Genomic DNA, 13,040 nt, shown 5'->3' with positions numbered 1-13,040 from the left:
TGAATCAGGGATGACGGACATGCGAGCATCTGGATCGCGAGATGCTGCCGCACCCCGGCGCGTCCGATCCACGACCGGGCGGATCGGCAGGGTCCTTGCGGGCGTGCTGCTGTTCACGCTGACCTGGCTGGGAATGGCGCTGCTCATCGCGGCCGCCATCATCCACTACCACTGGGGCAAGGTCACCGTGGTGCAGGTCCTGATGAACCTCATGTCGATGGAGATCGGTGGCGGAGGCGGCGTCATCGTCTGGGTCTGCATCCTGGGAATCGGTGTCGCGCCGCTGCTGATGACGATCGGCGTCTTGTGGTGGCCGTCGATCCTTCGTCGCATCCGTCGACGCAGATCGACATCGGCCCGCCACCACGGTCCGTCGTGGTTCGGGCGCAGCATCTACGGCGTCCTTGTCCTGGCCCTGATCATCGGTGGCCCTGCGGCCTTCGTCAGCACCGTGCAGGTGACCGACTACCTCGAGGCCGCGGATTCGAAGTTCGACCTCGGTGACCACTACGTGGAGCCGAGCGTCACGGCGGAGGGGGACCCCCGCAATCTGCTCATGGTCTATCTCGAGTCCGGGGATGATGCCCTTGGAGACGACGAGCTCTTCGAGAAGGACGTCTACTCCTCGCTGAAACAGGTCACCCGTGCCGAAGATGGCTGGCAGAGCATCGATGACCTGAGGCAGTACGACGGCAGCGGCTGGACCATGGCTGGCCTGGTCTCGAGCCAGTGCGGAGTTCCGCTCAGCGGCATCCTCTCCGCTGCGAGCAGCGGGTCCTACGCAGAGAGTGGTGTGGGGACCGAGACCTACCTGGGCGGGCTCACCTGCATGGGGGACATTCTTGAAGACAACGGCTACACCAACGTGTTCCTCGGCGGCGCCAACCCCTCCTTCGCCGCGAAGGACACCATGCTCAAGGACCACGGTTACTCCAAGGTCCTGGGCAGAGGCGACTGGCGCGACGCGGGAGAGCCGGACAGCAGCTTCCGCAGCGACTGGGGCCTGAGCGACCAGCGGCTCATGGAGTATGCCAAGGACGAGCTCGATGGCCTGCACGCAGAGGCTGAGAAGACCGGTGAGCCGTTCAACCTCTCGGTGCTCACGCTGGACACGCACGAGCCGGTGCATGTCCACGACTACTGCAGGGTGGACACGGAGACGGAAGCGACCTCGGTCTACGCCTGCTCGATGAACCAGGTGGCTGGACTCGTGGAGCACATGGAGGAACAGGGCTACCTCGAGGACACGGCCGTGGTCATCATGGGTGACCACCTCAAGCCTGCCGACCCGGGGGATGCGTTCCACGAGCAGCTCGGTGCACACGAGGATCGTGGCCTGTTCAACCGCATCTGGATTCCAGGCGAGCAGGAGCTGACCCCGATGCGCTCGGACATCGACCAGCTCAACATGTTCCCCACGATCCTCGAGGTGGCGGGCTTGGACGTGAAGGGTCATGAGGCCGGCCTGGGCGTGTCAGCCTTCACCGACGAGGTGCCCGAGGACTCAGCGCAGTCGCTCTCCCCGGGGGCCTACGCCGAGCTGCTGAAGTCCCGGTCCGCAGAGTTCTTCAAGGACGCCTGGGTCGGCGAAGACGTCACCCCATAACCCCGCCCGACCCGCGTCAGCAGAACGCCCCAGCAAAAAATCGTAGACCTCTAGCGAATCGTAGAGCTATAGCTCTACGACATTGCCGGAGGTCTACGATTTTTTGCGGGGGAGCGGAGCGGGGGAGCGGGGGAGACTGCTCAGCGCTGGATCACGTGCGGCTGAGCGACCTCCTTGAGCCCCTGCAGGCCGAACTCCAGCCCGAAGCCGGACTGCTTCGCGCCGCCGAAGGGTACTCGTGGATCGATCGCGCCGTGCTTGTTGATCCAGGTGGTGCCGGCCTGAAGCCGGGCGGCGACCTCGGTGGCCCGCGCGACGTCTGAGGACCAGACCGAGGAGCCGAGGCCGACCTCGAGGCCGTTGGCCCACTCGATGGCCTGGTCCAGGTCGGTGTAGCGGATGATCGGCAGAGCCGGGCCGAACTGCTCCTCGGTGACCAGCGGGTTCTGCGGGTCGATGTCCGCCACGAGGGTGGCGGGATAGAAGAAGCCTGCGGCGTCGTCGTCCGGGTCGGCACCGATCAGCACACGGGCCCCAGAGTCCTTCGCGGCGTCCACCAGTCGGGCCACGATGTCGCGCTGCTTCGCATTCTGCAGCGGTCCCAGAACGTTCTGCTCCTCCAGGCCGATGCCCATCGGCATCTTTGCCGCGACCTCGGTCAGCGCCTGGCAGACCTCCTCGTAGATCGAGTCCGGCACGTAGAGCCGCTTCAGCGCCGCGCAGGTCTGACCGGTGTTGATGAACGCTCCCCAGAACAGGTCCTCCGCAATGGCCGCGGGATCAGCGTCATCGAGCACGATTCCGGCGTCATTGCCGCCGAGCTCCATGGTCATCCGCTTCATCGTGTCGGCGGCGGTCTTGATGATGGCCTTGCCCGTGGTCACCGAACCGGTGAACATGATCTTCGCGATATCGGCATGCTCGGTGAGCTGCTTGCCGAGCGAACCGTCACCGGGGACAGCTATGAGCACGTCCGCGGGCAGCGCCGAGTTCAACACCTTGACCAGGGCCAGCACGCTGAGCGGGGTGTATTCGGAGGGTTTGATGACCACCGTGTTGCCCATGCGCAACGACGGCGCGATCTGCCAGACGGAGATCATCATCGGCCAGTTCCAGGGCCCGATCGCACCGACGACGCCGAGCGGGCGGTAGTGCAGCTCTGCGTGTCCGGACTCGTCGTCGAGGAGCACCTCCGGCTCCACCGGGATCGATGCCGCGGTGCGCAGCCAGGCCACGCAGGCACCGACTTCGAAGCGCGCATTCGGTCCGTTGAGCGGTTTTCCCTGTTCGCGGGAGAGCAGCTGGGCGAGCTCTTCGGCGTGGGCCTCCACCGCGTCGGCGGCGGCATGCAGGGCGGACTGACGCTCGGGGTCTGGTGTCGCGGCCCAGGAGACCTGGGCGCGGACGGCACAGGCGACGGCGTCGTCGAGGTCCGCGGCAGAGGTCTGCGGAGCACGGGCGATGAACTCGCCGGTGGCGGGGTCCAGGATCTCCGGGCCGTCAGCGGACTGGATCTGGTCGAGCAGGGTGGTGGTCATGGTGTTCTCCTCAGGGGTCAGCGGTGGTGATCGAGAAAGGTGTTCAACGGCTCTGCAGCAGCAGGTCGGCAGCCTTTTCGCCGATCATGATCGACGGGGCGTTGGTGTTTCCGCTGGGCAGCGCGGGCATGATCGAGGCGTCGGCCACCCGCAGCCCGGTCACCCCGCGCACGCGCAGCTGCGGGTCGACCACCGAGAGGTCATCGACCCCCATCCGGCAGGTGCCCGCCTGGTGGTGGTAGGTCCCTGCCATGGCTCGGGCGTGGGCGCGGACCTGGTCGCGGGTTCTCAGCGGTCCGGCGGGGTTGAAGTCGGCCTTGCGATAGGGGGTCAGGGCATCCTGCTTGCCGATGTCGCGGCAGAGCTCGATGGCGTCACAGAGAGCCTCGAGGTCGTATTCATCGGCCAGCAGATTCGGGTCCAGCAGCGGCGCGACCCGTGGATCGCTGCTGGTCACGCGCAATGTTCCGCGGGAGCGAGGACGGACGATCCCGGCGTTGATGGTGAAACCGGCCGCCGGAACCTCCCCGCCGTCGGTGGGGTAGGGGAAATGCATGAAGAGCGGCTGGATGTCGGGGGCCTCCTCGTCGGTCTGCCGACTGTGCGCGAAGAGCTGTGCCTCCAGCAGGTTGTGCCGTCCCTCGGCCAGCGGCTCGGGAGCCTCGTAGATGACGCTCGCGAGCACGTGATCCTGCAGGTTCTTGCCGACGCCGGGCAGCTCGAGCTCAGCACCGATGCCTGCCGCCGCGAGATCGGCGGGATCGCCTATGCCCGAGTGCTGCAGGATCGCAGGAGAGCCGATGGCGCCGCCGCAGAGGACGATCTCCGCCTCAGCGCCAGCGATGTGGGTCCCGGACTCGGTGCTGTACTCCACCCCGGTCGCGCGTCCGGACTCCAGGAGGATCCGGTGCACCAAGGCATCCGTGGTGACGGTGAGCCGTTCGTGTCCCAGGATCGGCTGGATGAAGGCGCGCCAGGGACTGTGTCTCTTCCCGTCCTTCGTGGTCGTGTGGTTGAACCCGGCCCCTGCCATCTGCTCGCCGTTGAAGTCCTGCGTCTCGGAGATCCCGAGGCTTCCGGCGGCCTGCACGAAGGCTTCGGAGCTGGCATGTCGATGCACGATCTTCTCCACGTGCAGCGGCCCGTCGGCGCCGTGGAACTCGGAGGCCCCGTCCTCGTGATCCTCGGAGCGCTTGAAGAGTGGAAGCACGTCCTCCCACGCCCAGCCCTCACACCCCGCCTCGGCCCACTTGTCATAGTCCGAACGGTGCCCGCGGATGTAGATCATGCCGTTCAGCGACCCCGATCCGCCCAGCACCTTCCCGCGCGGCCAAGCAATGCTGCGGTTGTCGGCATGAACCTGCGGCACGGTGCTCAGCGCCCAGTCGGAAGGCCCCTGCATGAGCATGGGCCACCCCTGCGGGCTGTGGATGTTCGGGTCCTCATCCTGACCGCCGGCCTCGATCACGTGCACGCTGTGACCGGCGTCGAGCAGGCGCCGAGTGATCACAGAGCCGGCCGATCCGGCGCCGATCACGATGTAGTCGCTTGTCCGGGGTGCATCCATCGTCTTCGTGTCTCCTTGAATCGCAGTTCCGCGGTGATGAGACCAGCATCTCCTCAGAGTGGACCCCCGCCTTGATCTCAGACGCACGGACCTGTGCAGCAGACGCACAATTGTGTTCCGGATCACAATCAGGTGAAAGACTGGACGCATGCAGAGCAGCAGCGAAGATCGGGGTGGCCCAGCATGACGACGACGACGGGGCAGGTGTCCTTCGATCCTGACCCGTTGGCGCCCGGGGAGCGCTTCGAGGCGTGGCACCACGCAGTGAGCACCGCCTTCGTTCCCTTGGACGCCAGCACCGAGCAGCCCTCCCAGTTCCACGGTTCGCTCACCGGGTTGGCTCTGGGGTCCTTGAGTGTCGCTGGAGTGGGTGGCGACGCGGTCACCGTGCGTCGAAGTCGCCAGGCCATCGCGGCGGGGGACCCGGGAGTCTTCAAGTTCGCCCTGCAGGTGCAGGGGAGCTCACTGACCCGACAGGATGGGCGAGAGGCCATCCTCTCCCCGGGAGACCTGGTCATCTATGACACTCGTCGACCCTACGACCTCGTCTTCGACGGGGCTTATCGGATGTTCGTGGTGCAGATCGCGGTGGAACATCTGGGTCTCTCCGCCGAACAGGCGCGCGACGTCGTGGCCCAGCGGATCCCTGGAAGTGCCGGACTGGGAGCCTTGACGTCCTCGCTGCTGGGGAGCCTCGATGACCAGCTGCAGAAGGGTGAGATGGCTCCCGACCCACGCGCGGCCTCAGCGGTGCTCCAACTCGTCCAGGCGACATTGCTCTCGCGCTTCAGGCCCGCCGCGGATGTTCCCACCAGGGACGTGGTCTACCTGGAGGCGGTCAAACATATCGACGACCGTCTGGGTGATCCAGGCCTAGGGGTCGAGGCGGTGGCACGAGCCCTGCACGTCTCGATGCGCTATCTGCAGGGGGTCTTCGCACAAGAAGGAACGACCCCCAGCGAATGGATCCGTCGTCGCCGGTTGGAGCGCTGCCGGCTGGAGCTCGGGGACCCTGCCCACGCCCATAGATCTGTGAGCGCGGTGGCCGCCCGCTGGGGCTATCCGGAAGCCTCGAGCTTCAGCCGCGCGTTCAAGAATGCGTACGGAGTCTCACCGGGGGCGTTTCGCCGGCAGATCGTCGGCGGCTGACGCATGCACCGCTCCAGCAGTGGGAAGCCCTAGACGTGGTGGCGGGCGTCCCTGCGGTCCTGGTGCAGCTCCCAACGCAGCTCCGCTGCAGTCGTGATCGCCACCACCGAGCCGATGATCGGAAGGGCGAAGGCGACCAGGAACATCACCAGCGCCTGGGTCTTGGTGTTGCTCAGCGGGATGGTGAACAGCGCCGCGACGATGCCCAGCGCCCAGATGCCGAGGATGACCGCTTCAATGAATTCAATGGCTTCCATGCGAGAAGGCTAGACCTGTGCATGGCTCCCGGCAAGCCTGGATGCCTATGTGCCGGGTCACGTTTCAGCGACCGTTGAACACCGGCTTTCGCTTGGTCTGGAAGGCGGCGAAACCCTCCGAATAATCCGTCGAGTCGCACAGCCGACCCTGGGCATGGTTCTCATCCTTCAGCGACTCCCACAGCCCGATGCGCTGGTCGCGGACCGCCGCCACGAGTGCCTTCGACTCGCGGAAGGCCAGCGTGGCACCCTGGGCGGCGACGGCGGCCTTCTCGCGGGTGAAATCGAGGAGCTCCTCCGGGTCCACGGCCCGGGAGAACAGACCTGCGGTGACGGCCTCGGCCCCCGACATCAGGTCTCCGGTGTAGATCAGATCCAGCGTGCGGTGAGCCCCGAGGCGCTCCACGAAGAGGGCATGGCCCCCGGAATCCAACGTGGCTCCCAGTGCGGCGAAGGGCGAGCCGATCTTGGCGTTCTCGGCGACATAGACCACGTCCGTGGCGATGGTCAGCCCCAGCCCCACGCCGAGGCAGGCGCCCTGGACTGCGGCGAAGGTCGGCGCGGGGAACGCGGCCATTCGGCGCATCAGCGGGGTGACCTTCCCCTGCAGGAAGCCCAGCGCGTCGTCGGTGGCCGGCACGACCTCGGAGATGTCCCGCCCGGCGCAGAAGCCTTTGCCCTCGCCGCGCAGCAGCAGGGCTCGCACTCCGGCCCGTTCCGCCTCCTGGTAGGCCGCATCGAGGTCATCGATCGCCTGCTCGTCCAGGGAGTTCAGCTTCTTGGGGGCGTCGAGGGTGATCTCGGCGACGCCGTCGGCAAGGGTGAGGTTGATCATGGCAGCTCCTGTGTCGGGGGTGGCGCTCAGGCGTCGTAGTCGACCACGAGCTTCTCGGAGGTGGGACGGGTCTGACAGGTCAGGATGTAGCCCGCCGTGACCTCGTCGGACTCCAGAGCGAAGTTCTCCTCCATCTCGAAGTCCCCCGAGACCACCTTCGCGCGGCAGGTGCCGCAGACTCCGCCTGCGCAGGCGAAGGGCACGTCCGAGCGGGCGCGCAGCGCGGCGTTGAGCACCGTCTCTCCCGAACCCGTCGGGGAGGCCACCTGGCCGGTGAGGCCGTCGAGGGTGAACTCGATCTGGACGTTCTCTCCCTCCGGATCAGCCTCCACCTTTCGGCCCTGCTGGCCTTCGGGACGGTCCGGGCGCCCGGTGGTGAACAGCTCGAAGCGCACGTCGTTCTCATCGACCCCACGGGCGGCGAGGGAGTCCCGGGCCATCTGCACCAGCTCGAAGGGCCCGCAGAGGAACCACTCATCGGTGTCCTGGACGCGCAGCACCTTGTCCAGCAGGTCGCTGAGCTTCTCCTCATCGATCCGCCCGGTGAGCAGCGGGTTGATGCGCTGCTCACGGCTGAGCACGTGGTGCACCGCGAGTCGGGAGGGGTAGCGGTCCTTGAGGTCGCCGAGCTCTTCGGCGAACATCACGTCGCCCGCGGAGCGGTTGGCGTAGACCAGATCGAAGGTGGAGTCCTTCGAGGCGGCCAGCACGGAGCGCGCGATGGCCATGATCGGGGTGATCCCGGAACCGGCGGCGAAGGCGACCAGGTGCACGTCCGAGCGCAGCGCCACCGCCTCCTCCGCGAGCTTCGCGGGATTGTTCATCGAGGTGATCGCGGTCTTGGAGACGAAGGCCCCCGAGGGGTTCATCACCTCCATCTGATCTCCGGGCTTCAGCGACTCGTTGGCCCAGTTGGAGAACACTCCGCCGATATCGCGCTTGATCGCGACGCGGATCTCCCCGGGGGTGGGCTCGGTGCAGATGGAGTAGGAGCGGCGGACCTCCTGGCCGTCCAGCTCGGTGCGCAGCGCCACATACTGCCCGGGCGCGTAGTCGAAGTCCTCCTGCAGCTCCTCGGGAACGGCGAAGGTGACCTCCACCGAGTCCGAGGTCAGCGGGCGCACCTCGGAGACGGTCAGCGTGGAGAAGCTCGCGCGGCGGCGGGTGGTCGTCGACATCAGTGCACCTTGAAGTGGTCAAAGGGCTCCAGGCAGTCGCGGCACTGGTAGAGCGCCTTGCATGCTGTGGAGCCGAAGCGGGTCATCTCACGAGTGTTGGGGGAGTCGCAGCGGGGGCATTTCACGCTCAGTCCCACCCGGACCGGCCCCAGGGCCGCTTTGCCGGTGGGCGGAGCAATGCCGTACTCACGCAGCTTCGCCTTGCCCTCATCGGTCATCCAGTCGGTGGTCCACGCGGGCTGCAGCACGGTGTCCACGCGGACCTCTTCGTGCCCGGCGTGGCGCAGTGCGGCCGTGACATCGGCGTGGATCGTGTCCATGGCGGGGCAGCCCGAATAGGTGGGCGTGATGACGACGACGGCGGTGCCATCCTCGTCCAGCCGCGCCTCGCGCAGGATCCCGAGATCGGCGATGCTGAGCACTGGGATCTCCGGATCGTTCACGGTGGCGGCGACCTCCCAGACGGTGGCGTCGGCGGGAAGGGTCACAGCTTCTGGTCTCAACGTCCCCATGACTGCTCCTCTCACCAGGTGGCTCCGGGGTGGCGGCGGGCCAGGACCTGCATCTCGGCCAGGATGAAGCCGCGCTGCTCGGAGTGGCGGCCGGAGCGATCGGCTCCGTGGGCGCCGGACATGTCGGGCACGCCCAGCCCCGCGTCCTCGATGACCTGGTGCAGTCGGTTCAACGTGGACTCGCGCAGCGCCGAGGGCAGCACCGCGACGTCACCGAGCTCGGCGATGGGCTCCACATCGGTGAAGAGCTCCTCCACATAGGACCACACCGAGTCCAAGCCCGACTGCATGCGCCGGGAGGACTCCTCGGTGCCCAGTCCCAGACGCAGCACCCACTGGGCGGCGTGGTCCTGGTGGTAGTCCACCTCCTTGAGCGCCTTCGCCGCGATCGCCGCGAGAGTGGCGTCGGTGGAGTCCACCAGACGGCTGTAGAGCTCGTGCTGGTAGAAGCTGAAGATCAGCTGCCGGGCGATGGTCTTGCCGAAGTCACCGTTCTCCTGCTCCACCAGGCGGCAGGAGCGGAACTCCTCCTCCTCACGGAAGTAGGCGAGGTCATCCTCCGACTTGCCCCAGGCGGTGCCGGCATAGGTGAGCAGGAACCTGGCGTGGCCGAGCAGGTCCAGCGCGATGTTCGCGAGGGCCACGTCCTCTTCCAGCTCCGGTGCCCGAGAGACCCAGGCGCCGAGTCGCTGGGAGAGCATCAGCGCGTCGTCGCCCAGGATCAGTGCATAGCGGGCGGTGGCCTCATCGGCCGTGGCGCCTGAGGCTGCGATCTCCTCGGCGGTGATCGCCTCGCCCTGCGACTGCCGGGTGGCGGAGTCATGCGATGCGAAGCTCACAGGTGCTTCACCCCTTCTGACTGGGTGTAATAGGTGGCGTGGCGGTAGCTCTTGCCCTGGGCCGATTCGAAGTAGCCGCCCTTGGAGTCCGGATCCGAGGCCATGATCGCCTCGGCGGGGACGACCCACACCGAGGTGCCCTCGTTGCGCCGGGTGTAGAGATCCCGGGCGTTGCGGATCGCCATGGTGGCATCCGGGGCATGCAGGGAACCCGCGTGCACATGGGAGAGCCCACGCGAGCCTCGGATGAAGACCTCCCACAGGGGCCAGGAGCTCGAATCTGCGCTGGAGGACATGGCCTCGCCTTTCTTGCGGTGGTGACGACGTCTGGTCGGTCAGCGTGAGGGGTGAGTGGGGGGGGGGGGGGGGGGGGTGACGCTCAGGCGCCGATGAGGGCTGCCTGGTCGCGGTCCTGCTCCTGGGACACTCGGTTTGCGTAGGCCACGGCGGCCTCGCGAACCCAGGCTCCCTCGTCGCGCGCGCTCCGGTAGTGTTCCAGTCGCTGGCGGCTCAAGGGGCCGTTGCCCTTGATCACGGCGAAGAATTCGTCCCAGTCCAGCTCGGCGAAGTCGTAGTGACCGCGCTCCTCGTTCCACTTCAGCTCCGGATCGGGGAGTGTGAGGCCCAGGGCCTCGACCTGCGGGACGATCATGTCCACGAAGCGCTGGCGCAGCTCATCATTGGTGAAGCGCTTGATGTTCCACGCCATGGACTGCTGCGAGTTCGGAGAATCCCCGTCCGGCGGGCCGAACATCTGCAGCGCCGGTCCATAGAAGCGGTCCACGGCGGCCTGGGCCATCTCGCGCTGCTCCTGCGTGCCGTGGGACAGCGAGTAGAGGATCTCCCAGCCCTGGCGCTGGTGGAAGGACTCCTCTTTGCAGATGCGGACCATGGCGCGGCCATAGGGTCCGTAGGAGGCGCGGCAGAGCGGCACCTGGTTGACGATCGCAGCGCCGTCGACGAGCCAGCCGATGGCGCCGACGTCGGCCCAGGTGCGTGCCGGGTAGTTGAAGATCGAGGAGTACTTGGCCTTGCCGCTGTAGAGCTGGTCGTACATGTCTTCGCGGGGGGTGCCCAGGGTCTCTGCGGCGGAGTAGAGGTACAGCCCATGGCCAGCCTCGTCCTGGACCTTGGCCATCAGAATCGCCTTGCGCTTGAGGCTCGGCGCGCGGGAGATCCAGTTGCCCTCGGGCTGCATGCCGATGATCTCGGAGTGGGCGTGCTGGGAGACCTGTCGCACCAGAGACTTCCGGTAGGACTCCGGCATCCAGTCCCGTGGCTCGATGCGAGAGTCATCGGCAATGATCTCGTCGAAGCGCTGCTCTCCGGACTCTGCCTCGTCCCGAGCCGCAGCGGCATCAGCCTCATCGGCGAGTCGAAGGGGCGCGTGCTGGTGGTTCTGGGGTGACATGGTCATCCTCGATTCCGTCGCATTATTTACCGACCGTTCGTTCAGTATAGCACTGAGGGTGTGACGGTCAACACGCGGTCACGCGCTGGGTTCGCCGAGTCTGCGGATCTGGGGGTTGAACAGTGACCCGAGGGAGACGATCACCCAGACTGCAACGAAGACGCCGGTGGCGAAGTGCAGGCTGGCGGTATCGATCAGGACCGCCCCACCCCCGATGCCCACCGCCGGCGCGAGGGTCAAGAGGGCGTTCTGCGCACCCAGGACACGGCCACGCTGGGACTCGTCGACGTTCTCCACGAAGGTCAGTCCGACGACGGCGTTCATGGTGCCGCCGCCTAGACCCGCCACTGCGGCCGACGCGAAGATCGTCCAGACCGGGCCGAGGACTGCTACGCCGCCCAGCCCCACCGCCAGAAGGATGATGCCGGAGGTGAACCAGACCCTGCGCGGGATCCTGTTGGCGAGGGCCGCGAAGAGGCCGCCTCCGAGGAGCAGACCTGCAGCGAGGGAGCTGAGTACGAATCCGACGAACTGAGGTTCATTCTGGAAGGCGAAGTGGACCGGTATCACCATGCCCTGGATGGCTGCGAGCACTACCCCGAGCGTGATGGCCAGCAGCAGCATTCCGCGAAGCAGCGGGGAGCGGAGCAGAATCTTGAGGCCGTTGAAGACCGAGCTCATGCCCTGCGTCGTGTCCGCGTCGCGGTCACGCTGATGCGCCGTCGCACTGGAAGGAATTCCGAGGGTGAGCAGCGCAGCCAGACCCGCGATGCCAGAAGTGATCCACAGGACCGTCACCGGCTCCAGCGCTGCCACCAGCACGCCGGCCACGGCTGGACCGATGAGCATCGTCATCCCGGTGAGGGCTTCGCGCAGGCCGATGAGCCGCGACGGCTCCGCTCCCGTGGCCTTCGCGATGGAGGGAAGCATCGCTTCCCGGGCGGTCATCCCGGGGACGTCTCCGAACGAGCTCAACACCGCGGCGGCGATGAACCAGCTCAGGTTCAGCCCCACCGTCAGGTCGACGAGGGGCAGGATGAGCAGCGCGAGGGCGGAGAGGACGTCCGCGATGATCGATGCGGTGCGTCGATTGAACCGGTCGATGAGCGAACCCATCAATAGCCCGGCGATCGCAGCCGGCACCGAGGCTGCGACAGCCACGATTCCGGCGTCGAGCGGGTTGCCCGTCGTGAAGAGCACGACCAGCGGCAGGGCGATGGTGGTGACCGAATTGCCCAACAGGGAGACGACGAACGAGGCGAAGTAGAAGGGCGCGGTTCTTTTCATGCTCGCAGTTCAGGCTATGACGTCGCGTCATGGTCAAGTCTCGAGTGGTTCAGCCGTCTTCGAGCTCTTCCATCTCCCGCTGGATCTGGCGCAGAACCTGTTTCTGGACAGGGTGCAGCCTCTGCTCCGTCAACTCGTCCATCAGCGCAATGACCTGGTCATCCAATGGCGGGAGATCTGCGAACTTCATGTCCACAGGGCGCAGGACCGAGATCAGCTCGTGGATCAGACCCTCGATCTCAGCCGCGGGTGTATCGCCGTCGAGGGCGGCGAAGCGCGCCGTGAGTGGGGCGATCAACTGGGTGTTCAGCGCTGCGAACCCGGCGGAGAAGGTCTCGTGCCCGCCGTCCCCCAGAAGGTGGCCGAGCAGCACCAACTGTTCGTGTTCGACTCGCGACATCTCTGCGGAGAGAAGCGCCTCAGGGGCCGAGCGCCACGCCGCCAGCTCCGGCGCGAGGTCAGCCGGGGCTCCGCTGCGGCGCAGCTCGGCGATGCGCGCACGCCGCGCGTTAGGACGGTCGACCTCGGCGGCGGCCTGTAGATCAAGCTCCTCGAGCAGGTCCTCCGCAGCAAAGGGAGCCTCGAGGACCCTTGAGAGCTCTGACAGCGGGACGCCGAGCGCGGTCAGCCTCCTGATGCGCAGGAGCTGGATCAGATGGCTGATGTCGTAGCGGCGGTAACCTGCGGAGCTGCGAGAGGGCTCGGGAAGAACCCCGATGTGATGGTAGTGGCGCAGCGTGCGCACCGTGACCCCCGCGAGATCGGCGATCTCACTGCTGAGCACTGCTCGATCCCTTCTGCGCTGAACGACCGTCCACTAGGGCGACGCCTGACCCAAGGCAGGCTTTCACGTTCGGAGGA

13 protein-coding genes are annotated in these 13,040 nt (G+C 66.7%); 2 read left to right on the top strand and 11 right to left on the bottom strand.

The window, feature by feature from the left end:
* Positions 1-19: 19 nt before the first annotated feature.
* Positions 20-1,606: a sulfatase-like hydrolase/transferase gene (locus H4W26_RS06420; RefSeq protein ID WP_192591270.1), complete on the top strand. Its 1,587-nt coding sequence runs from the start codon at positions 20-22 to the stop codon at positions 1,604-1,606.
* A 140-nt stretch (positions 1,607-1,746) separates the two neighbouring features.
* On the opposite strand, the gene H4W26_RS06415 is transcribed toward H4W26_RS06420, so the two are convergent.
* Both H4W26_RS06415 and H4W26_RS06410 read right to left on the bottom strand, forming a co-directional pair.
* Positions 1,747-3,144, bottom strand: a complete 1,398-nt coding sequence (locus H4W26_RS06415) for an aldehyde dehydrogenase family protein (RefSeq protein ID WP_192591269.1) — start codon at positions 3,142-3,144, stop codon at positions 1,747-1,749.
* Positions 3,145-3,187: 43 nt separating this feature from the next.
* Positions 3,188-4,711 (bottom strand): GMC family oxidoreductase, encoded by a 1,524-nt coding sequence (locus tag H4W26_RS06410; RefSeq protein WP_192591268.1) that lies wholly within the window; start codon positions 4,709-4,711, stop codon positions 3,188-3,190.
* Between the two features lie 183 nt (positions 4,712-4,894).
* Between H4W26_RS06410 and H4W26_RS06405 the strand changes: the two genes are divergently transcribed.
* Positions 4,895-5,860, top strand: a complete 966-nt coding sequence (locus tag H4W26_RS06405; protein WP_192591267.1) for an AraC-like ligand-binding domain-containing protein — start codon at positions 4,895-4,897, stop codon at positions 5,858-5,860.
* A 29-nt stretch (positions 5,861-5,889) separates the two neighbouring features.
* Here the strand turns inward: H4W26_RS06405 and H4W26_RS06400 are convergent, their stop codons facing one another.
* The 9 genes from H4W26_RS06400 to H4W26_RS06360 all read right to left on the bottom strand — a co-directional run bounded on the left by H4W26_RS06400 (position 5,890) and on the right by H4W26_RS06360 (position 12,963).
* Positions 5,890-6,117, bottom strand: a complete 228-nt coding sequence (locus H4W26_RS06400) for a hypothetical protein (RefSeq protein WP_192591266.1) — start codon at positions 6,115-6,117, stop codon at positions 5,890-5,892.
* Between the two features lie 64 nt (positions 6,118-6,181).
* A complete protein-coding gene (locus H4W26_RS06395) occupies positions 6,182-6,952 on the bottom strand; it encodes an enoyl-CoA hydratase/isomerase family protein (RefSeq protein ID WP_192591265.1) in 771 nt (256 codons plus the stop codon).
* A gap of 26 nt (positions 6,953-6,978) precedes the next feature.
* The gene (gene paaE / locus H4W26_RS06390; protein ID WP_192591264.1) at positions 6,979-8,130 is read right to left on the bottom strand and encodes a 1,2-phenylacetyl-CoA epoxidase subunit PaaE; all 1,152 of its coding nucleotides are present in this window, start codon (positions 8,128-8,130) and stop codon (positions 6,979-6,981) included.
* The gene (gene paaD / locus H4W26_RS06385; RefSeq protein ID WP_192591263.1) at positions 8,130-8,642 is read right to left on the bottom strand and encodes a 1,2-phenylacetyl-CoA epoxidase subunit PaaD; all 513 of its coding nucleotides are present in this window, start codon (positions 8,640-8,642) and stop codon (positions 8,130-8,132) included. Before paaD ends, paaE begins: the two co-directional genes overlap by 1 nt.
* Before the next feature lie 11 nt (positions 8,643-8,653).
* Positions 8,654-9,481, bottom strand: coding sequence for a 1,2-phenylacetyl-CoA epoxidase subunit PaaC (paaC, locus tag H4W26_RS06380; RefSeq protein WP_192591262.1), 828 nt, complete (start codon positions 9,479-9,481; stop codon positions 8,654-8,656).
* Positions 9,478-9,777, bottom strand: a complete 300-nt coding sequence (gene paaB / locus H4W26_RS06375) for a 1,2-phenylacetyl-CoA epoxidase subunit PaaB (RefSeq protein ID WP_192591261.1) — start codon at positions 9,775-9,777, stop codon at positions 9,478-9,480. The genes paaC and paaB overlap by 4 nt, the downstream gene beginning before the upstream one ends.
* 83 nt (positions 9,778-9,860) lie before the next feature.
* The gene (gene paaA / locus H4W26_RS06370; RefSeq protein WP_192591260.1) at positions 9,861-10,892 is read right to left on the bottom strand and encodes a 1,2-phenylacetyl-CoA epoxidase subunit PaaA; all 1,032 of its coding nucleotides are present in this window, start codon (positions 10,890-10,892) and stop codon (positions 9,861-9,863) included.
* A 78-nt stretch (positions 10,893-10,970) separates the two neighbouring features.
* The gene (locus tag H4W26_RS06365; protein WP_192591259.1) at positions 10,971-12,179 is read right to left on the bottom strand and encodes an MFS transporter; all 1,209 of its coding nucleotides are present in this window, start codon (positions 12,177-12,179) and stop codon (positions 10,971-10,973) included.
* Between the two features lie 49 nt (positions 12,180-12,228).
* Entirely contained in the window at positions 12,229-12,963 is a 735-nt protein-coding gene (locus tag H4W26_RS06360) for a helix-turn-helix domain-containing protein (RefSeq protein WP_192591258.1), read from the bottom strand.
* Positions 12,964-13,040 lie beyond the last annotated feature (77 nt).

Source organism: Nesterenkonia halotolerans, assembly GCF_014874065.1.
GTDB classification, from domain to species: Bacteria; Actinomycetota; Actinomycetes; order Actinomycetales; family Micrococcaceae; genus Nesterenkonia; species Nesterenkonia halotolerans.
Note: the sequence above shows the minus strand (reverse complement) of the source record. Positions and strands in the feature narration are given on the sequence as shown.

Bases quoted from the DNA above. Each gene is read 5' to 3' on its own strand.
- H4W26_RS06410 (WP_192591268.1), bottom strand. From the start codon at position 4,711: ATGGATGCACCCCGGACAAGCGACTACATCGTGATCGGCGCCGGATCG.
- paaB (WP_192591261.1), bottom strand. From the start codon at position 9,777: ATGTCCTCCAGCGCAGATTCGAGCTCCTGGCCCCTGTGGGAGGTCTTC.
- H4W26_RS06415 (WP_192591269.1), bottom strand. From the start codon at position 3,144: ATGACCACCACCCTGCTCGACCAGATCCAGTCCGCTGACGGCCCGGAG.
- H4W26_RS06395 (WP_192591265.1), bottom strand. From the start codon at position 6,952: ATGATCAACCTCACCCTTGCCGACGGCGTCGCCGAGATCACCCTCGAC.
- H4W26_RS06365 (WP_192591259.1), bottom strand. From the start codon at position 12,179: ATGAAAAGAACCGCGCCCTTCTACTTCGCCTCGTTCGTCGTCTCCCTG.
- H4W26_RS06405 (WP_192591267.1), top strand. From the start codon at position 4,895: ATGACGACGACGACGGGGCAGGTGTCCTTCGATCCTGACCCGTTGGCG.
- H4W26_RS06400 (WP_192591266.1), bottom strand. From the start codon at position 6,117: ATGGAAGCCATTGAATTCATTGAAGCGGTCATCCTCGGCATCTGGGCG.
- H4W26_RS06420 (WP_192591270.1), top strand. From the start codon at position 20: ATGCGAGCATCTGGATCGCGAGATGCTGCCGCACCCCGGCGCGTCCGA.
- paaA (WP_192591260.1), bottom strand. From the start codon at position 10,892: ATGTCACCCCAGAACCACCAGCACGCGCCCCTTCGACTCGCCGATGAG.
- paaD (WP_192591263.1), bottom strand. From the start codon at position 8,642: ATGGGGACGTTGAGACCAGAAGCTGTGACCCTTCCCGCCGACGCCACC.
- paaE (WP_192591264.1), bottom strand. From the start codon at position 8,130: ATGTCGACGACCACCCGCCGCCGCGCGAGCTTCTCCACGCTGACCGTC.